The organism is Streptomyces griseosporeus, from assembly GCF_014656055.1.
GTDB classification, from domain to species: domain Bacteria; phylum Actinomycetota; class Actinomycetes; order Streptomycetales; family Streptomycetaceae; genus Streptomyces; species Streptomyces griseosporeus.
In genome coordinates this window covers 1,545,740-1,563,637 of record NZ_BNBR01000001.1, presented here as the reverse complement: position 1 = coordinate 1,563,637, position 17,898 = coordinate 1,545,740, and the positions used below count along the sequence as shown (strand labels likewise).

The window sequence follows — 17,898 nt, the reverse complement described above, 5'->3', positions numbered from 1 at the left end:
GCTTCCCCTCCGCTGTCGGGTGTTGCTTGGTTTTACCAAGTTGGAGCTTGGAAAGTCCAACAACATGTCTAGACTGCGTCGCATGTCACCGCGCCGAAGCTACGACCAGTTCTGTTCCGCCGCCCGCGCCCTCGACGTCGTCGGCGACCGCTGGACCCTGCTGATCGTCCGGGAGTTGCTCGCGGGGCCGCGCCGCTACACCGACCTGCACGCGGACCTGCCGGGCGTCAGCACGGACGTACTGGCCTCCCGGCTGAAGGACATGGAACGCGACGGCCTCGCCACCCGGCGCCGGCTGCCCCCGCCCGGCGCCGCCTACGTCTACGAACTCACCCCGCGCGGACGTGCGTTGCTGCCGGTCCTGCAGGCCCTCGGGGTGTGGGGGCAGGCCGAGCTGGGCGAGCCGCGGCCCACCGACGCGGTGCGCGCCCACTGGTTCGCGCTGCCGCTGCTGCGGGCACTGGACGGCCGGGCTGGACTGGTCGAAGTCCGGCTGGAGGAAGGTGACTTCCACCTGTACGTCGGTGCCGAGGACACCCCGGTCTACGGCGAGGGGCCCGCCCCCGGGGAGCCCGACGCCCGCCTGGTGATGGACTCGGGCACCGGATTCGCCCTCGCCCGCGGCGAGCTGGACCTCGCCGACGCGGTGCGCGGGGGCCGCGTGGAGGTGTCCGGCGAGGGGGCGCTCGCCAAGGAACTGCGGGACCTGTGACCCACGTACGGCCGTACGTAGGGCGCAAGGCGAAGGCCCGCCCCGCACGCCGCGGGACGGGCCTGCCTGCACCTGGGTGCTGACGTATCGTCAGGCGCCCGGCGGCACCCGGGAGGGCCTGCCCGAGCCGCGCGTCAGCGCGTACCCGCCGATGCCCGCGAGCGCGGCCAGCACGCCGCCGATCCCGGTCCACACCCAGCGGTCGGTCCACCAGCCGGAGGACCAGCCGTCGTCCGGGTCGATGGCCGACAGGACCGCCGAACCCGGCTTGTCGTCGTCCTCGCCCGCGGAGGTCACCGCGATGCCCGGCACCAGCGGCTTCGCCAGCGAGCCGTCCACCGCGGCCGAGCCGCCGATGTCCTTGGAGTCGACCCGCACCTCGGCGCCGACCGGCAGGCCGAGATCGGACTGGGCGAGGCCCACCACGGTCAGCCGTATGTAGTACGTCCCCGGCAGCGGGTCGTCGGCCCACGGCTCCGACCAGGACCGCACGGTACGCAGCGTGCAGGACAGCTCCACGGAGGACGCGCCCCGCGCCGCGGTCCGGGTCTGCGCGCCGTACTGGCAGGCCTGCCGGCGGCGCAGCCCGTCGTACACGTCGACCTGCCACTTCTCGCTGCCCGAGTGGTCCTCCGGCAGCTTCACCGTCGCCTTCACGGTGGGCCGCTGGCCGGTGTCCGCCGGGAACGACCAGTACAGGTAGTCACCGGCCGAACCGCTCGCGGTCGCCGTCTGGCCCTGCTCGATCTCCGTCGCCGTACGGAACGACGTGCCCGCCTCGGTCGGCGCGCCGCCGTCCCCGGACGGGCTCGCGGAGGGGGAGGAGTCGGCCGCCGCCGGGCCCGCGGCCAGGCCGAGGGCGAACAGCGCCACGCTCAACACACGGGTGATACGCATCAGTTCGTCCTCCACACCGCGACACGCCAGCGCGACAGCCAGCCCCACACCAGACCGGCCAGGAAGCCGGCCACGATCAGCGCACCCAGCAGCCACCAGCCGCGGCCCAGCCCGAAGGAAGCCACGTCGCTCGCGTCGGACGGACCGTCCACCACGTCGACGGTCAGCTCCAGCGGCAGACCCGGCGTGGCCTTCACGCCGGCCGCCGCCGCGAAGGAGTGCGTGACCTGGAGGCAGACGGTCTCCGCGGGCGCGTTCTCGTCGTCGCTGTCCGCCTTCGGGTAGCGCAGGCCGGTCGAGATCACGTCCGTACGGCCGGTGCCCGCGGCCTCACCGCGCACGATCTCCCGGTCGTGCACGGTCACCGCCCGCAGCAGCACCCCGTAGTCCGGGCTGACCGCCCGGTCCGCGGCGACGCTCACCGCGGCCCGCAGCTCCTGCCCGGGCTTCACGTCCACCCGGTACCAGCGCTCCTGCCCGAACTCCTCTCGGTCCGTGTACAGGCCCGACTTCAGCGTCGGCGCCTTCGCGCACTCCGCCGCGCCCTCGGTCGCCACCGGCACCACCACCGGATCGGCCGCCCGGTCCACCAACTGGTTCACGCGGTCGGTGAGTTCGTCGGTGTGCTCGACGGAGGTGTACGTGCCGCCGGTCGCCTCGGCGATGCAGCTGAGCTGCGCGCGCATCTTCGCGTTGGGCACCAGGCCCAGCGTGTCGATGGTCAGGCCGATGCCCTTGGCCGCGATCTCCCGGGCCACCTCGCACGGGTCGAGCGGCGCGCAGGTGTCCTCGCCGTCGCTGATCAGGACGATGCGCTTGGAGCCCTCGCCGCCCTGAAGGTCGTCGGCCGCCTTCAGCAGCGCCGGGCCGATCGGCGTCCAGCCGGTCGGGGTGAGCGTGGCCACCGCCGTCTTCGCCTCGGTGCGGTTCAGCGGACCCACCGGGTACAGCTGCGCGGTGTCCTTGCAGCCGGTCTTGCGGTCGTCGCCGGGGTAGTTGGCGCCGAGCGTGCGGATGCCGAGCTGCACCTCCTCCGGCGTCGCGTCCAGCACCTCGTTGAAGGCCTGCTTCGCCGCGGCCATCCGCGACTGGCCGTCGATGTCCTTCGCCCGCATCGAGCCGCTGACGTCGATCACGAGATCGACCTTCGGGGCCATGGCGGTGGTCTCGTCGGCGACCGCCCCGGCCGGGAACGCGAGCCCGGCCGCGAGCGCGGCGAGCAGGGCACCGAGCCCGGCCGCCAGCCGTTGTCTTCTGATCATCGGCGGATCTTATTGATCGGACCGGCTCCGCTTCAAAACGGCCGGTGGACGTCAGCCGCCCGGACCGCCGCCCAACAGCCCGGACAGACGCGCCCGGTAGAGCGCGGCCAGGGTGAACCCGTCGGTGATCCGGCCGTCCGCGACCATGGCCTCCGCCTCGGCCGGCGTCACGACGAGCGCCCGCGCGATCGCCTCACCGGTCTCCAGGGCGCCGACGCCGTCGACGCGGGCGGCGTACAGCTCCACTCTGTGCGCGAGCAGGCCCGTGTCGGGATGGACGGCGCCGAGGGCCGTCACCTCCGTGGGCGTGACGCCGATCTCCTCCCGCAGCTCCCGCACCGCGTTCTCCTCGCCCGTGGCCCCCGGCGCCCCGAAGCCGCGTACGACCTCCCAGTGCCGGCCGCGGGTGGCGTGCCGGTGATGCTCGATCAGCACCACCTTGCCCTCCGGCCCGAGCAGCGGCAGGACCACCACACCAGGGGAGGAGCCCGGCGGCGGCAGCAGCCGGTCGTACAGCCCGAGCCGCCCGTCCGGGAACCGCACCGGATCCCGCAGGTACCACAGATAGCGGTTGGCGGAGACCACACCGGCCCGCACCGGGCGCACCACCGCCCGCAGCCGCGCCCGCAACGCCCCCGGCAGGCCCCGCACCGGACCCTGCTGCCTGCGCGTCACCTCCCGCCGCGCCCGCTGCACCAGCGCGGGGTCCTTCAGGATGCGGACGCCGCCGGGATCGTCGCGGAACCATTCGGGGACGGCCCGGCGCAGGGCCTCGTACCGGTTCATCGGGCGCTTCCAGGACGGTGCACGCATCTCTCCAGCCAGGACGTCAGTACTCGGGCAGGTCCTCGTTGTCCTGGGTGGTCGTCGCGGCCCGGCCGGTCGGTCCGGGGCCCGCGCTCTCGCGGTAGCCGGGCAGCCGCCGCACCAGGTCGTGGAACTGCTCCCATTCTCGGGCACTCGCCAGCCGTACGCTCGCGATCTCCCGCGCGAACCTCTGTTCCTGGCGTCCGTGGATCCGGTTGCGCAGCACCAGCTGCACCGAACCGCTCAGCGAACCGGACACCGCCAGCGGCAGCGCGGCGCCCGCCACCTCCCAGAAGTCGTCCCCGCTGACGGCGGTGAACACCGCCGCCCCCACGGTGACGACGACCTCCACCACCGGACGCCACGGATTGGGCCGGGCCTGCCGGCGCTCCCGGGCCAGCTTCAGGATCTCCGAGTTGAGCCGCACATAGCAGTCGAAGACCTCCCCCACGGAGTCCCGGAACGCCTCCGGGGACGCGGTCAGCGCCCCGAACGCCCGCACGTACGCGTTCCACGCGGCGGTCTGCCGCAGCCGCCAGATGTCCTGCAGCGCCAGCCCGTTGACGGCCGCGGGCGTCAGATGGTCCTGCACGGCGGCGAAGGTCTGACGGCGCAGGAACGTCAGCAACTGCTCCGGATCCTGCACGATCCCCGGCGTGGCCCGGGCCTCGCGCGCCTCCTGCAGCACCACGCGGCGCAGACTGCCGACCGGGGTGAGCGGGTAACGGCCCAGCGCGTCGGCCAGGTTGACGCTGTAGATCAGGTCCAGCAGCTGCTTGATCTCCCCGGCGAACGGCTTGCCCGCGTCGTAGCGGCCCTCCGCGACGTTGCTGCCGGGGACGGACACGAACTCCTCGTAGAGGGTGTTGCGCACCACCTGCCGCCGGTTCACGCTCAGGCTGTTGCTGAACGCGACCACCTCGCCGAGCCGCTGCCCGAACCGGTCGGCGTCCCGGGGGGCGACGCCCACCTGGGCGGCCAGGATGTCGATGTCCTTGGCGGTCAGCCCCTGCACCTTCTCCGCGAACGGCTGGAACAGCCGGGTCCGAGAGCGCTCGCGGTTCTCCCGGTCGTCGTCCGGGTCGTCCCAGGACATCCGCACACAGCGCACCCGGTCGCCGGCCGGCAGCCCCGCCAGCGTCTCCTGCCAGGCGGTGAACCCCGCCTGCCGCACATGCAGATGGGCCGGCGGCTCCTCCGCGGGATGCCGCTCGGTCAGCAGGAACGGCACGATCGCCCCCGACGCGAGCAGCCTGCGGTGGGCCTGCCGCGCCTCCCCCTCCTCCATGAGGTCCACGGTGATCGCGTCGTTGTTGTAGAAGTAGGCCCGGTTGACCACCACCTGGCTGGCGTTGATCAGGCTGCGGAAGTACTCCGCCCGCACGTCCGTCAGCCGCTGCCGGGCCACGTCGTCCAGCGACTCGCCGCGTTCGATCATCTTCCTGGCGAGCGGGGCGGGCACCCACTGGTTGTCCAGCGACTGCGCGATCACCGCGCCCGGGTCCAGCTGTTCCGGGCGGATCGGCGTCATCAGGCCGTCACTGCTGTCGACGTCAGTCATCTGCTGCTCTCGAACCTCTCCCCGTCCGGCGAACGCCCTGTGGTTACACCGTACGGGTGAACGAGGCCGCCCGACCCGCCTTTTACGCAAGCGAAGTGACGATCTGTCAGATCGTGTCGACGGCCGGGGGGCGCGGCAGCGCCGTCCACAGATCACCGGCGTGGCCGGGCGTCAGCCGCATCAGCGTCAACGCCTTGGCCGGCACCGGCTCCTCGCGCAGTGCCGCGAGGTCGGGGGAGTCCGGCAGGTCCGGTACGGCCGCCGCCAGTGCCGCCGCCAGCGCCGGGCCCGCCCCGGCCGTCGCCGCCAGGGCCCCCGCCACGAGCGAGCCGAACAGCTTGCGCCGTAGGGCCGTCACGTCGTCGGTGAGGATCCGCCCGGGCAGCTCCGGCAGCGCGATGCCGTGCCGGTCCAGCCGGGCCGGGCTCACCCGGATGTCCGCGAGGTCCCGGTAGACCAGCCGTACGGGCTCACCCCGCGAGGAGAGCACCACCAGCAGGTTCTGCCCGTGTGCCTCCAGGGCCACGCCCAGCTCCAGCAGCCGCACCCCCACTCCGAGCGCCAGCCGCGCGAAGGCGGCGAGCCAGGCCGGGGAGCCGGGCAGGCCCGTGCCGGGCAGCGCCGCCACCGGGACGACCCGCTCGCCCGGCCCCGCGTACACCTGCGGCGACTCGCGCAGCACCGCCGCCAGGTCGGGGGAGTGGGCGGTGGCCGCGCCCAGTGTGCGGGTCATGTGCAGCAGCCCGTCCGTCCGGGCCGCCAGCTCCTCGCCGAACGCCGACAGGGCCGCCGCCGAACGCACCGACCCCACGGAGATGTCCCGCACCGACGACGTCAGCCGGGCGCTCAGCGCGGTCTTCACATGCGGTCCGCCGGGCAGCGCGAGGGTGCGCAGGGACATCAGCGGATGCGCGTCGAGCGTCGCCTCGCCGCCGCGCTTGAGCACGTGGGCCGCCTGCCACGGGTGCACCGGCAGCAGCAGCCGGTCCCCGTCCCGCAGCCCGCCCGGCCACGCGCCGGACACCAGGCACTCCCGCTCCGGCACCGGCAGCAGACCGAGCCGCACCACGGGCCGGTGCTCCGGGCCGTACGCCAGCTGCTCGGCCACCGAGAAACCCGGCCGGGAACGGCAGTTGGGGTGATACGGATGACCGTCCACCACCCGCTGCTCCCACTCCCAGTCGGTGCCGGGCCACTGCGCCGAGGGGGCCGGCTGCCCGGCCCGGGACAGCGCCAACGAGGCCGTGCTGTGGCCGAGTTCGACGGCGAAGCCGGTCGCGTGCGGCACGGCGAGCGCGGTCATCAGCGGCTCCGGACGGTCGTACGGCGTGCCGTCCAGGTCCACGGCCGTGACGTACGCGGCGGTCGCGTACGGGTCGGCGGCCGGCCCGTGCAGCCGGCGGCCGTCGGCCAGCCACAGCGTGAGGCCGTCCCCGGTCCGCTCCCGGCGCCGGACCCAGGGCAGCGGCTCGTGCGCGAGCGCCCGCCACAGCCGGGTGAGCACGGCCGCCCGCGCGCCGGGCAGCTCCGCGGCGAACCGCGGCACCAGATCCGGCCGTACGGCGGCCAGGTCGGCGGCGACCTCGTCCTCGGCGGTGGGCGGTCGGTGCACGGGCGGGCTCCTCGGGTACGAGTAGGGCGTCAGGGCGGGCGGAACGGCGGCGATACTGATCGTCTCCGCCCGACATGACCACAGGGAACGAGTGGAACGCGTGGACCTCATGCCCCAGGCCGCCGGCGACGACGCCGCGCACGATGATGCCGCAGCCGCCGGGCGGCCCCCGTCCCGGCACCGGCCACCGACGTCCGCCGCGCCGGCCCCGCAGGACGCTGCGTCGGGCGCCGCCGCGCCGGCGCACGGGGCCAGGTCCGCCTCCGCACCGTCGCACGCCGCCCGGCCATCCGGCACGGAGGCCGACGCCGTGGGGGGCTCCCGTGCTGCTGCTCCGGTGGCCGGTGTCAGCGGGCTGCCTGACGGTGCTGCCGGGGGCTCCCGCGCCGCTGCCCCTGCGGCTGGTGCGACCGGGCTGCCTGACGGTGCCGCTGGGGGGTCCCGCGCTGCTGCTTCGGTGGCTGGTGCGGCCGGGGTGCCTGACGGTGCTGCTGGGGGGTCCCGCGCGGCTGCCCCGGCGTTCGGTGCCGGCGGGCCGTCCGAGGGCGCCAGCGGGCCGTCTCGCGCCGCTGCCCCTGCGGCCGGTGCGACCCGGGTGCCTGACGGCGCTGCTGGGGGGTCCCGCGCCGCTGCTCCGGTGGCCGGTGCGACCCGGCTGCCTGACGGCGCCGCCGAGGGATCCCGCGCCGCTGCCCCGGCGGCCGGTGTCAGCGGGCCGTCCGACGGCGTGGTCCCGGGCGGCCTGCCGGCTTCCGGCTCGCCGTCCGGGGACATCGTCGCGCGCGCCGAGACGCATGCCGTCAGCCCCCTCCTGAACTGTCTCCTGCGCGAGGTGGCCGAGCCGTGGGGCGGCGAGGACGGCCGGGACGTGTACCGGCTGCCGGCGACCGGGCGGCTGCTGCGGGTGCGCGGGGGGCGGCGGCCCGCGGAGCCCGAGACGCGGGACGGGGACGGCTGGCGTCCGCTCGGGCACGCCGCCCTGGTCGCCCTCGTCGCCGAGGAGCTGCGCCGGCACACCGGCCTGGCCAACGACGAGCTGCCCGCCGAGATGACCGCCGGACGGGACACCGTCGCCGCGCTGCTCGCCGCCCGCTCGCGCACGACCCCGCCCGCCGACCCGTACGTGCGGTCCGAGCAGGCCCTGCTCACCGGCCACCCGCACCACCCGGCCCCCAAGTTCCGCGGCATCGGCCCGGCCGCCCGCTGGCTGCCGTACGCCCCGGAGGCGCACGCCCGCTTCCCGCTCGTGCTGCTCGGCCTGCGCGAGGACACCGTCGTCGAGGAGGGCGACACCGGCGCCCTGGACGCCCTCGGCACCGCCCCGCCCGGCTACCGGCTGCTGCCCGCCCACCCCTGGCAGCTCGACCTGGCCGGGCCGGGCCTCGCGGACGCCTTCGCGGACGGCCGGCTGATCCGGCTCGGCACGACCGGTGCCGACGTGTGGCCGACGGCCGCGATCCGCACGGTGTACGCCCCCGGGGCCGACCTGTTCGTCAAGTTCAGCCTCGACGTGCGCATCACCAACGACATCCGCCGCCTGTGGCGCCACGACCTGCTGAAGCTCCGCCGCACCGACGCGGCCGCCGGGCACGCCCTCGCAGCCGCCCCCGGCCCCGCCGCCTGGCTGAGCGACCGCGGCTACCGCACCGCCGGCTTCGCCTTCGAGGAACTCGCCGTCGTGGTCCGCGACGGCCTGCGCGGCCATCTGCGGCCCGGCGCCACCCCGCTGCTCGCCGCCGCCCTCGTCGAGGGCTTCCCCGGCAACCCGCTCGCCGCCGCCCCCGACCCGGCCGCCTGGTGGGAGGCCTACCTCGCGGCCGTCGTCCCGCCGGCGCTGGCCGCCTACGCCGACCACGGCGTCGTACTGGAGGCGCACCTGCAGAACACGCTGGTCGCCGTGGACGCCGGCGGTACGCCCGTGCAGGCGCTGTTCCGGGACGCGGAGGGCGTGAAGCTGCTGCCGGACGTCGGCCGGGCCGCCGGGTGGGAACGGCTGGTGTACTGCCTGGTCGTCAACCACCTCACCGAGGTCGCCGCGGCCCTCGCCGAACATCACCCCGGCCTCGACCCGTGGCCCGCCGCCCGCCGTGCGTTCGCCCGCCGCGACCTGCCCGAGACCGCCGCCCTGCTCGCCGCGCCCACCCTGCCCGGCAAGACCAACCTGCTGCTGCGCTGGACCGGCGCCGACGGCGCCGACGCCCGCTACCGGCCGCTGCCCAACCCGCTCGCCGCGCCCTGATCTACCCTGGCCGGTGTGCTGCGCGACGTGACTGCTGTTCGATACGTGACCCCCCTGAGGTCGGGCGGGTCCGTGCCCGCGGTCGTCGAGGCCGACGACGACGGCACCTACGTCGTGAAGTTCACCGGCTCCGCGCAGGGCCGCAAGGCGCTGGTCGCCGAGGTGATCGTCGGTGAGCTGGCCCGCGCGCTCGGGCTGCGCTTCCCCGAGCTGGTGCTGGTGCACTTCGACCCGGCGGTCGCCGCCGACGAGCCGCACCAGGAGGTGCGCGAGCTGCACGCCGCGAGCGCGGGCGTCAACCTCGGGATGGACCATCTGCCGGGCGCGGTCGACTTCACACCCGAGATCGCCGAGGCCTTCCCCGTGGACCCGGTGGAGGCCGGCCGGATCGTCTGGCTGGACGCGCTGACCGCGAACGTGGACCGCACGGTGCACAGCTCCAACCTGATGGTGTGGCCCACGCTCGGCGTCGCGCCCCCACGGCTGTGGCTCATCGACCACGGGGCCGCCCTGGTCTTCCACCACCGCTGGGACGGCGCCGACCCCGCCAAGGCCTACGACTTCCGGCACCACGCCCTCGGCCGTTACGGCCCCGACGTGCGCGCCGCCGACGCCGAACTGGCGCCGAAGGTCACCGAGGAGCTGCTGCGCGCGATCGTCGCCGAGGTCCCGGACGCCTGGCTGACGGAGTTCGCGAACCCGGGTGAGATGCGCGAGGCGTATGTGGCGTACTTGCACGCGCGCGTGCGGGACTCCGGGACCTGGCTGCCCACCGACTTCCCCAGCCGGGAGGAGCTGGCGGCGGACGAGGCCCGGCGGGCGGCGCGCACCCAGGCGGGCCGCCCGGACTGGCTGAAGCGGGTGCCCGACCTGCACGGCAAGCCGGCAGCGCGGCAGGACTGGTCGGTACACCTGGGCTGAACGGGCCGAGCGGCCCCGGGGACGCCCCCGGGGCCGCTCGGCGTCGCGGCCGGGACTCAGCCCTTCAGCTGCTCGTACGCCGGCAGCGTGAGGAAGTCGGCGTAGTCCTCGTCCAGGGAGACCTGCAGCAGCAGGTCGTGCGCCTGCTGCCAGTTGCCGGCGGCGAAGGCCTCCTCGCCGATCTCCTCGCGGATGCTCGCCAGTTCCTCCGCGGCGACCTTGCGGGCCAGCTCGGCGGTGACCTGCTCGCCGTTGTCCAGGACGACACCGGCGTTGATCCACTGCCAGATCTGGGAGCGGGAGATCTCGGCGGTGGCCGCGTCCTCCATGAGGTTGAAGATGGCGACCGCGCCGAGGCCGCGCAGCCAGGCCTCGATGTAGCGGATGCCGACCTGCACGGCGTTGACGAGACCGGCGTAGGTGGGCCTGGCGTCGAGGGAGTCGATGGCGATCAGGTCCTCGGCCTTGACGGCCACGTCCTCGCGCAGGCGGTCCTTCTGGTTCGGCTTGTCGCCGAGGACCTTGTCGAAGGACTCCATGGCGATCGGCACCAGGTCGGGATGGGCGACCCAGGAGCCGTCGAATCCGTCGGCCGCCTCGCGGTCCTTGTCGGCGCGGACCTTCTCGAAGGCCACCTTGTTGACCTCGGCGTCCTTGCGGGAGGGGATGAAGGCCGCCATGCCGCCGATGGCGTGCGCGCCGCGCTTGTGGCAGGTGCGCACGAGGAGTTCGGTGTACGCCCGCATGAACGGCGCGGTCATCGTGACCGCGTTGCGGTCCGGCAGGACGAACCTGGCGCCGCCGTCGCGGAAGTTCTTCACGATGGAGAACAGGTAGTCCCAGCGGCCGGCGTTCAGCCCGGCGGCGTGGTCGCGCAGCTCGTAGAGGATCTCCTCCATCTCGTACGCGGCCGTGATCGTCTCGATGAGGACGGTGGCGCGGACGGTGCCCTGCGGGATGCCGACGTGGTCCTGCGCGAAGACGAACACGTCGTTCCAGAGGCGGGCCTCCAGGTGCGACTCGGTCTTCGGCAGGTAGAAGTACGGGCCCTTGCCGAGGTCCAGCAGCCGCTGGGCGTTGTGGAAGAAGTACAGGCCGAAGTCGACGAGGGCGCCGGGGACGGGCGTGCCGTCGGCGTCCACGAGGTGCCGCTCGTTCAGGTGCCAGCCGCGCGGGCGCATCACGACGGTGGCGAGTTCCTCGTCCGGGCGCAGGGCGTACGACTTGCCCGTGCGCTCGTCGGTGAAGTCGATGTTCCGGGTGTAGGCGTCGATCAGGTTGAGCTGACCGGTGACGACGTTCTCCCAGGTGGGGGCGGAGGCGTCCTCGAAGTCCGCGAGCCAGACCTTCGCGCCCGAGTTCAGGGCGTTGATGGTCATCTTGCGGTCGGTGGGGCCGGTGATCTCGACACGGCGGTCGTTCAGCGCCGCGGGGGCCGGGGCCACCTTCCAGGAGTCGTCCGCGCGGATCGCGGCGGTCTCCGGGAGGAAGTCGAGGGTGGAGGTGCGGGCGATCTCGGCGCGTCGCTCGGCACGGCGGGCGAGGAGTTCGTCACGGCGCGGCGTGAACCGCCGGTGCAGCTCCGCCACGAAGGCGAGCGCCGCGTCGGTGAGGACCTCCTCCTGCCGGGGCAGGGGCTCGGCGTCGACGATGGCCAGCGGGGACGGCGCTGGTGCGGACATGAGCTGTCACTTCCTTCAGCGGTGGCACCGGGTGCCTAAGGGGATGAACAGGGAGGATTCAACACCCGCTGTGCGGTCGAGTGCTTCTGAGCAGTGGATAGTAGTTTCCTCATCGTGGAACTTCAATGGTTTGTTGATGTCGAGATTCTCTGAGTCGAGGCAAGGTGGCGCCGCGTGCCACGCCGTTCACTCAAGGTGGCCCAGGTCGGCTTCGGTGTCGACGTCGTAGGCCTGCGCCACGTCCCCGCACTCCACGAGGGTGATCCGCGCCGCGTGTGCCTTCAGATAGGCGCGTGCCCCCTGGTCGCCGGTGGCAGTCGCGGCGATGCCCGCCCAGTGCGCGGCGCCGAACAGCACGGGATGCCCGCGTACGCCGTCGTAGGCGGCCGATGCGAGCGAGGTCTCGTCCCGGTACGCCGCACGCACGCGTGCGACCGCCTCGGGGCCGATACCGGGCTGGTCGACGAGCGAGACCAGCGCCGCCCGGGCGCCGGTGCCGGCGAGCGAGTCCAGCCCCGCGCGCAGCGAGCCGCCCATGCCCTGCGCCCAGTCCGGGTTGTCGACGAGTACGCAGTCGTCGAGCCGGGCCCGCTCCCGTACGGCGTCTGCGGCGGCCCCCAGGACCACGTGCACGCGCGTGCACCCCGCGGCGCGCAGCACGGCGACGGCGTGCTCCACGAGCGGCCGTCCCCGGTGGGTCAGCAGGGCCTTGGGGCGCCCGCCGAGCCGCCGTCCGCCGCCCGCGGCCAGCACCAGCCCGGCGACCGCGTCCGGCTCGCGCGGTGTCTCCTGTGTCGTCATCCCCCCTGCATACCGCACACGAGCCGGTCCGGGGCGGCGTCCCCTCGTCACCCTGCGCAGCAATTCCCTCACGCACCGGACTGGCGCGCGCGGGCCGGGGTGGCGTTTACTGGGCGCCCGCACCGCCCGGGCGATTCGTGGCCGCCCGGGGCCGGGGCGTGCACAACGACGTGCGAGGGGGAGGGCTTTGGTGCGGAGCGTCGAGCAGAGGCAGAGGCCGGTGACCGGCAGGGACGAGGATCCGCGGGTGACGGAGCTGCGCTCCGCCGTGTCCCGGCTGCGCCGGGAACTCGCCGCTTACCCCGCCGAGTTCCGGGACCGGGGGATCGCCGAGGAGGAACTGGCCGCCCTGGACGCCATGGCCGCCGGCGGCGCCCCGGAACTGCGCCACCTGCGCCGCTCCCTGCTCCTGATCGCGGGCGCCATAGGCTCGGTGAGCGCCCTGGCCCGGGGCGTGCGGGAGGTCCGCGCGGCGGTGGACCTGTTCGGAGAGCCGCCCCGCTGACACCTGCCCGGCAGGCGGGCGGGTGCGTGACGCCGTGCGCACCGCCTGGGATTGCGGCGGCCGGGCGGTGCGCTGAACCGGGTTCGGCAAGCGCGCTCAGCCGCGTCTGGCGCGATGCGCTCGGCCGCGTCGGGCGGTGTGCTCGGCCGCGTTCGGGGAGGGCCCCCGCAGTCGTGCTCGGATCGGTGAGGGTGAGCCGCGTTCGTGCTCGGGTCGGTGAGGTCAGCCGCGTTCGGGAGGTGCGCTCAGCCGTGCTGGGGCGGTGTGCTCAGCCGCGTTCGGGGAGTGTCCTCTCGGCCGCGTCGGGCGGGGCGCTCGGCCGAGTCCGGGGAGCGTCCCCTCGGCCGCCCCGCGCGGGTGCGCTCAGCCGCCGTTGTTGCCCGAGCTGGCCAGCGCCTCGGAGAGTTCGAGGGCGACCTGCTGGAGCACCGGGATGATCTTGTCCGTCGCGGCCTCCGTGACACGGCCCGCCGGGCCGGAGATGGAGATGGCCGCCGCGGTGGGGGAGTCCGGCACCGACACCGCGAGGCAGCGCACGCCGATCTCCTGCTCGTTGTCGTCGACGGCGTAGCCGAGCCGCCGCACGTCCTCCAGCGCCGCGAGGAACCCGTCCGGCGTGGTGATCGTCTTCTCGGTCGCGGCCGGCATGCCGGTACGGGCCAGCAGGGCGCGCACCTCCTCCGCCGGGAAGTCCGCGAGCAGCGCCTTGCCCACGCCGGTGGAGTGCGGCAGCACCCGCCGCCCGACCTCGGTGAACATCCGCATCGAGTGCTTGGACGGCACCTGGGCGACGTACACGATCTCGTCCCCGTCCAGCAGCGCCATGTTGGCCGTCTCGCCGGTCTCCTCGACCAGCCGCGCCAGATACGGCCGCGCCCACGTGCCCAGCAGCCGGGCGGCCGACTCGCCGAGGCGGATCAGGCGCGGGCCGAGCGCGTAGCGGCGGTTGGGCTGCTGGCGGACGTACCCGCACGCCACCAGCGTGCGCATCAGGCGGTGGATGGTCGGCAGCGGGAGCCCGCTGCTCGCGGACAGCTCGCTGAGCCCCACTTCACCGCCCGCGTCCGCCATCCGCTCCAGCAGGTCGAAGGCGCGCTCCAGGGACTGGACCCCGCCCGTTGCGGCGGACTTGGCGGAGTCGGTGGTGCTGGCGCTGGACGTCGGCACGGCGCGTTCCTTTCGGGGCGGGCGGGAGAGGCAGAAGCCTACCCGGCAGTCGGTTGACTCCCCGCTTGTGCGTAGCTACGTTCTGCTTGCCGGAATTCTAATTTCGCTTTGTGGAAACGTCCAGAGGGGCGCCTCTCGGGTGCACTGTGGACGAGTGTGCCCTTGACGAGGCCGAAGCGGGAGTGAAGACTCCGGAAACACGGCTTCAACAGAGTGTTGAAAAAGTGGTGGCAGAGAGAGGGGTCCGGGTGTCCGAGGCTGAACTGGTGCTGCGCTCGCGGCGCGTCATCACTCCCGAGGGGACGCGCGCGGCGTCCGTCGCGGTCGCCGCCGGCAAGATCACGGCCGTACTGCCGTACGACGCCGAGGTGCCCGCCGGTGCCCGCCTCGAGGACTTCGGCGACGACGTCCTGCTGCCCGGTCTGGTCGACACCCACGTGCACGTCAACGACCCGGGCCGCACCGAGTGGGAGGGCTTCTGGACCGCCACCCGCGCCGCGGCGGCCGGCGGCATCACCACCCTCGTCGACATGCCGCTCAACTCCCTGCCGCCCACGACCACGGTCGACAACCTGCGCGTGAAGCAGGACGTGGCCCGCGACAAGGCCCACATCGACGTCGGCTTCTGGGGCGGCGCCCTGCCCGACAACGTCAAGGACCTGCGCCCGCTGCACGAGGCCGGCGTCTTCGGCTTCAAGGCCTTCCTCTCCCCGTCCGGCGTGGACGAGTTCCCGCACCTGGACCAGGAGCAGCTGGCCCGCTCGCTCGCGGAGATCGCCGGCTTCGGCGGCCTGCTGATCGTGCACGCCGAGGACCCCCACCACCTGGCCGCCGCCCCCCAGCACGGCGGCCCGAAGTACGCGCACTTCCTCGCCTCCCGCCCGCGCGACGCCGAGGACACCGCCATCGCCGGCCTCATCGCCCAGGCCAAACGCCTCCACGCGCGCGTGCACGTGCTCCACCTGTCCTCCAGCGACGCGCTGCCGCTGATCCGCGAGGCACGCGCCGAGGGCGTGGCGATCACCGTGGAGACCTGCCCGCACTACCTGACGCTCACCGCCGAGGAGGTCCCCGACGGCGCCAGCGAGTTCAAGTGCTGCCCGCCCATCCGGGAGGCCGCCAACCAGGATCTGCTGTGGGAGGCGCTCGCCGACGGCACCATCGACTGTGTGGTGACCGACCACTCGCCTTCCACCGCCGACCTGAAGACCGACGACTTCGCCACTGCCTGGGGCGGCATCTCCGGTCTCCAGCTCAGCCTGTCCGCCGTGTGGACCGAGGCCCGCCGCCGCGGCCACACCCTGGAGGACGTCGTCCGCTGGATGTCCGAGCGCACCGCCGCCCTCGTCGGCCTGGACGCCAAGGGCGCCATCGCGCCCGGCCGCGACGCCGACTTCGCCGTCCTCGCCCCCGACGCGACCTTCACCGTCGACCCGGCCGAGCTCCAGCACCGCAACCGCGTCACCGCGTACGCGGGCCGGACGCTGCACGGCGTGGTGCGGTCCACCTGGCTGCGCGGGCGGCGCATCGTGGCGGACGGCGAGTTCACCGAGCCGCGGGGCCGCCTGCTCACCCGGCACCCCTGAGCCACCGCCCGCTCCCTTCCCGCACCGCCCGCCCCGCACGGCAGCGGCCGACTTCCCGAAAGGCAGGACCTGATCACCGTGACGGCGATTCCCAGCTTCACCGGCGACGCGAACCCCTACGGAGGCGGCGACCCGTACGCGGACTACCGCACCGCCGACTTCCCCTTCACCCACCACGCCGACCTCGCCGACCGCCGGCTGGGCGCGGGAGTCATCGCCGCCAACGACGAGTTCTTCGCCCAGCGCGAGAACCTGCTGGTGCCCGAGCGCGCCGAGTTCGACCCGGAGCACTTCGGGCACAAGGGCAAGATCATGGACGGCTGGGAGACCCGCCGCCGGCGCGGTGCCTCCGCCGGGCACCCCTGGCCGACCGCCGACGACCACGACTGGGCGCTGATCCGCCTCGGCGCCCCCGGCGTCGTCCGCGGCATCGTCGTCGACACCGCCCACTTCCGCGGCAACTACCCGCAGGCGGTCTCGATCGAGGGCACCTCGGTGGCCGGCTCCCCCTCGCCCGAGGAACTGCTCGCCGACGACGTGAAGTGGACGACCCTCGTCCCGCGCACCCCGGTCGGCGGCCACGCCGCCAACGGCTTCGCCGTCGACGTCGAGCAGCGCTTCACGCACCTGCGGGTCAACCAGCACCCCGACGGCGGCATCGCCCGCCTGCGCGTGTACGGCGAAGTCGTCCCCGACCCGAAGTGGCTCGCCGCGCTCGGCACCTTCGACGTCGTCGCGCTGGAGAACGGCGGCGGCGTGGAGGACGCCTCCGACCTCTTCTACTCGCCCGCCACCAACACCATCCAGCCGGGCCGCTCCCGCAAGATGGACGACGGCTGGGAGACCCGCCGCCGCCGCGACCAGGGCAACGACTGGATCCGCTACCGGCTGGCCGAGCAGTCCGAGATCCGCGCGATCGAGATCGACACCGCCTACCTCAAGGGCAACAGCGCCGGCTGGGCGTCGGTGTCGGTGAAGGACGGCGAGGCGGGGGAGTGGCGCGAGATCCTGCCGCGCACCCGCCTCCAGCCCGACACCAACCACCGCTTCGTCCTGCCGGAGCCGGCCGTCGGCACCCACGCGCGCGTGGACATCTACCCCGACGGCGGCATCTCCCGCCTGCGCCTGCACGGCTCCCTGACCGCGGAGGGCGCCGCCCGCCTGACGGCCCGCCACCAGGAACTGGGCGGCTGACGGCTCCCGAGGACACGCAGGGCGCACCGGCCGGACAGCACCGGTGCGCCCTGCGGCACGTCACGGCGGCAGGACCCTCCGCCGGCTCCCCGCGCGCGTGCGGGCCCGACACCGTCAGGCGGCCTTCGCGACGGACCTAGGGCACACGCCCCCGTCGGCCCGGCGGCGTCATGCCGCGTGGCCCCCGTCCACCGCGAACTCCGCTCCCGTCACATACGCCGCCCCCGCGAGGTACGCGACCAGGTCGGCCACCTCCTCGGCCCGCCCGAAGCGGCCCAGCGCGGTCATCGCCGCCTGACCGGCCGCGTAGGGGCCGTCGGCCGGGTTCATGTCGGTGTCGATCGGCCCCGGGTGGACGATGGTCGCGGTGATGCCGCGCGGCCCCAGCTCCCGCGCCAGCGCCCTGGTCAGCCCGACCAGGGCCGCCTTGCTCATCGTGTACAGCGTCCCGCCGGGACCCGGCACGCGCTGCGTCATGCACGTACCGATCGTGACGATCCGCCCGCCCTCGCCCATCCGCGCGGCCGCCGCCTGCGAGGCGAGGAAGACGCCCCGCACGTTCACCGCGAGGACCCGGTCCACGTCGTCGAGGCTCAGGCCGTCCAGCGGGCCGAGCACCCCGACGCCCGCGTTGTTCACCAGCACGTCCAGGCCGCCCAGCGCCTCCGCCGCCCGGTCCACCGCAGCGGCCGCCTCCGCGGCGTCCCCTGCGTCCGCGCGCAGCGCCACCGCCCGGCGCCCGAGGGCCGTCACCGCCTGTACGACGCCCTCGGCCGCCTCCTTGTCGCTGACGTAGGTCAGGGCCACGTCCGCGCCCGCCCGGGCGAGCCGTACCGCCGTCGCCGCGCCGATGCCCCGGCTGCCGCCGGTCACCAGAGCCGCCTTGCCGTTCAGAGAACCGTCTGTTGTGGTCATGCGTCCATCTCAGCGACCGCCGGCCGGGTGCGCTGGC

General features: G+C 74.2%; 15 protein-coding genes. 6 read left to right on the top strand and 9 right to left on the bottom strand.

Annotation, left to right across the window (positions count from 1 at the left end):
* Window positions 1-82 precede the first annotated feature (82 nt).
* The gene (locus tag IE308_RS06885) at window positions 83-712 is read left to right on the top strand and encodes a winged helix-turn-helix transcriptional regulator (protein WP_190216999.1); all 630 of its coding nucleotides are present in this window, start codon (window positions 83-85) and stop codon (window positions 710-712) included.
* 90 nt (window positions 713-802) lie between these two features.
* Here IE308_RS06885 and IE308_RS06880 read toward each other — a convergent pair whose 3' ends face one another.
* The 5 genes from IE308_RS06880 to IE308_RS06860 all read right to left on the bottom strand — a co-directional run bounded on the left by IE308_RS06880 (window position 803) and on the right by IE308_RS06860 (window position 6,851).
* The gene (locus IE308_RS06880; protein WP_190216998.1) at window positions 803-1,609 is read right to left on the bottom strand and encodes a hypothetical protein; all 807 of its coding nucleotides are present in this window, start codon (window positions 1,607-1,609) and stop codon (window positions 803-805) included.
* On the bottom strand, window positions 1,609-2,871 hold the full coding sequence (locus tag IE308_RS06875) for a VWA domain-containing protein (protein WP_110632515.1): 1,263 nt from the start codon (window positions 2,869-2,871) through the stop codon (window positions 1,609-1,611). The genes IE308_RS06880 and IE308_RS06875 overlap by 1 nt, the downstream gene beginning before the upstream one ends.
* 51 nt (window positions 2,872-2,922) lie before the next feature.
* Window positions 2,923-3,684, bottom strand: coding sequence for an NUDIX hydrolase (locus tag IE308_RS37195; RefSeq protein ID WP_268256465.1), 762 nt, complete (start codon window positions 3,682-3,684; stop codon window positions 2,923-2,925).
* A gap of 16 nt (window positions 3,685-3,700) precedes the next feature.
* The gene (locus IE308_RS06865; RefSeq protein ID WP_190216997.1) at window positions 3,701-5,239 is read right to left on the bottom strand and encodes a hypothetical protein; all 1,539 of its coding nucleotides are present in this window, start codon (window positions 5,237-5,239) and stop codon (window positions 3,701-3,703) included.
* A 106-nt stretch (window positions 5,240-5,345) separates the two neighbouring features.
* Complete coding sequence (locus tag IE308_RS06860; protein ID WP_190216996.1) at window positions 5,346-6,851, bottom strand: IucA/IucC family protein; 1,506 nt, start codon at window positions 6,849-6,851, stop codon at window positions 5,346-5,348.
* A 742-nt stretch (window positions 6,852-7,593) separates the two neighbouring features.
* On the opposite strand from IE308_RS06860, the gene IE308_RS06855 reads away from it, so the two are divergent.
* Complete coding sequence (locus IE308_RS06855) at window positions 7,594-9,090, top strand: IucA/IucC family protein (protein ID WP_190217397.1); 1,497 nt, start codon at window positions 7,594-7,596, stop codon at window positions 9,088-9,090.
* 15 nt (window positions 9,091-9,105) lie between these two features.
* Window positions 9,106-10,011, top strand: a complete 906-nt coding sequence (locus IE308_RS06850) for a HipA family kinase (RefSeq protein ID WP_190216995.1) — start codon at window positions 9,106-9,108, stop codon at window positions 10,009-10,011.
* 56 nt (window positions 10,012-10,067) lie between these two features.
* On the opposite strand, the gene aceB is transcribed toward IE308_RS06850, so the two are convergent.
* Window positions 10,068-11,693: a malate synthase A gene (gene aceB / locus IE308_RS06845; protein ID WP_190216994.1), complete on the bottom strand. Its 1,626-nt coding sequence runs from the start codon at window positions 11,691-11,693 to the stop codon at window positions 10,068-10,070.
* Window positions 11,694-11,879: 186 nt separating this feature from the next.
* Window positions 11,880-12,494, bottom strand: coding sequence for a nucleotidyltransferase family protein (locus IE308_RS06840; RefSeq protein ID WP_190216993.1), 615 nt, complete (start codon window positions 12,492-12,494; stop codon window positions 11,880-11,882).
* Window positions 12,495-12,714: 220 nt separating this feature from the next.
* Here IE308_RS06840 and IE308_RS06835 point away from each other — a divergent pair, with 220 nt between their 5' ends.
* Window positions 12,715-12,999, top strand: a complete 285-nt coding sequence (locus IE308_RS06835; RefSeq protein WP_373314448.1) for a DUF5955 family protein — start codon at window positions 12,715-12,717, stop codon at window positions 12,997-12,999.
* A gap of 363 nt (window positions 13,000-13,362) precedes the next feature.
* On the opposite strand, the gene IE308_RS06830 is transcribed toward IE308_RS06835, so the two are convergent.
* A complete protein-coding gene (locus tag IE308_RS06830) occupies window positions 13,363-14,166 on the bottom strand; it encodes an IclR family transcriptional regulator (protein WP_110632541.1) in 804 nt (267 codons plus the stop codon).
* Window positions 14,167-14,414: 248 nt separating this feature from the next.
* Here IE308_RS06830 and allB point away from each other — a divergent pair, with 248 nt between their 5' ends.
* Both allB and alc read left to right on the top strand, forming a co-directional pair.
* Window positions 14,415-15,752, top strand: a complete 1,338-nt coding sequence (allB, locus tag IE308_RS06825) for an allantoinase AllB (RefSeq protein WP_190216991.1) — start codon at window positions 14,415-14,417, stop codon at window positions 15,750-15,752.
* A 78-nt stretch (window positions 15,753-15,830) separates the two neighbouring features.
* Window positions 15,831-16,946: an allantoicase gene (gene alc, locus IE308_RS06820; protein WP_190216990.1), complete on the top strand. Its 1,116-nt coding sequence runs from the start codon at window positions 15,831-15,833 to the stop codon at window positions 16,944-16,946.
* Window positions 16,947-17,114: 168 nt separating this feature from the next.
* On the opposite strand, the gene IE308_RS06815 is transcribed toward alc, so the two are convergent.
* The gene (locus IE308_RS06815) at window positions 17,115-17,861 is read right to left on the bottom strand and encodes an SDR family oxidoreductase (protein ID WP_190216989.1); all 747 of its coding nucleotides are present in this window, start codon (window positions 17,859-17,861) and stop codon (window positions 17,115-17,117) included.
* Window positions 17,862-17,898: the final 37 nt, after the last annotated feature.

What these genes read in the sequence shown, in the direction of transcription:
- IE308_RS06885 (WP_190216999.1), top strand. Translation starts at nt 83, where the DNA reads ATGTCACCGCGCCGAAGCTACGACCAGTTCTGTTCCGCCGCCCGCGCC.
- IE308_RS06880 (WP_190216998.1), bottom strand. Translation starts at nt 1,609, where the DNA reads ATGCGTATCACCCGTGTGTTGAGCGTGGCGCTGTTCGCCCTCGGCCTG.
- IE308_RS06875 (WP_110632515.1), bottom strand. Translation starts at nt 2,871, where the DNA reads ATGATCAGAAGACAACGGCTGGCGGCCGGGCTCGGTGCCCTGCTCGCC.
- IE308_RS37195 (WP_268256465.1), bottom strand. Translation starts at nt 3,684, where the DNA reads ATGCGTGCACCGTCCTGGAAGCGCCCGATGAACCGGTACGAGGCCCTG.
- IE308_RS06865 (WP_190216997.1), bottom strand. Translation starts at nt 5,239, where the DNA reads ATGACTGACGTCGACAGCAGTGACGGCCTGATGACGCCGATCCGCCCG.
- aceB (WP_190216994.1), bottom strand. Translation starts at nt 11,693, where the DNA reads ATGTCCGCACCAGCGCCGTCCCCGCTGGCCATCGTCGACGCCGAGCCC.
- IE308_RS06840 (WP_190216993.1), bottom strand. Translation starts at nt 12,494, where the DNA reads ATGACGACACAGGAGACACCGCGCGAGCCGGACGCGGTCGCCGGGCTG.
- IE308_RS06815 (WP_190216989.1), bottom strand. Translation starts at nt 17,861, where the DNA reads ATGACCACAACAGACGGTTCTCTGAACGGCAAGGCGGCTCTGGTGACC.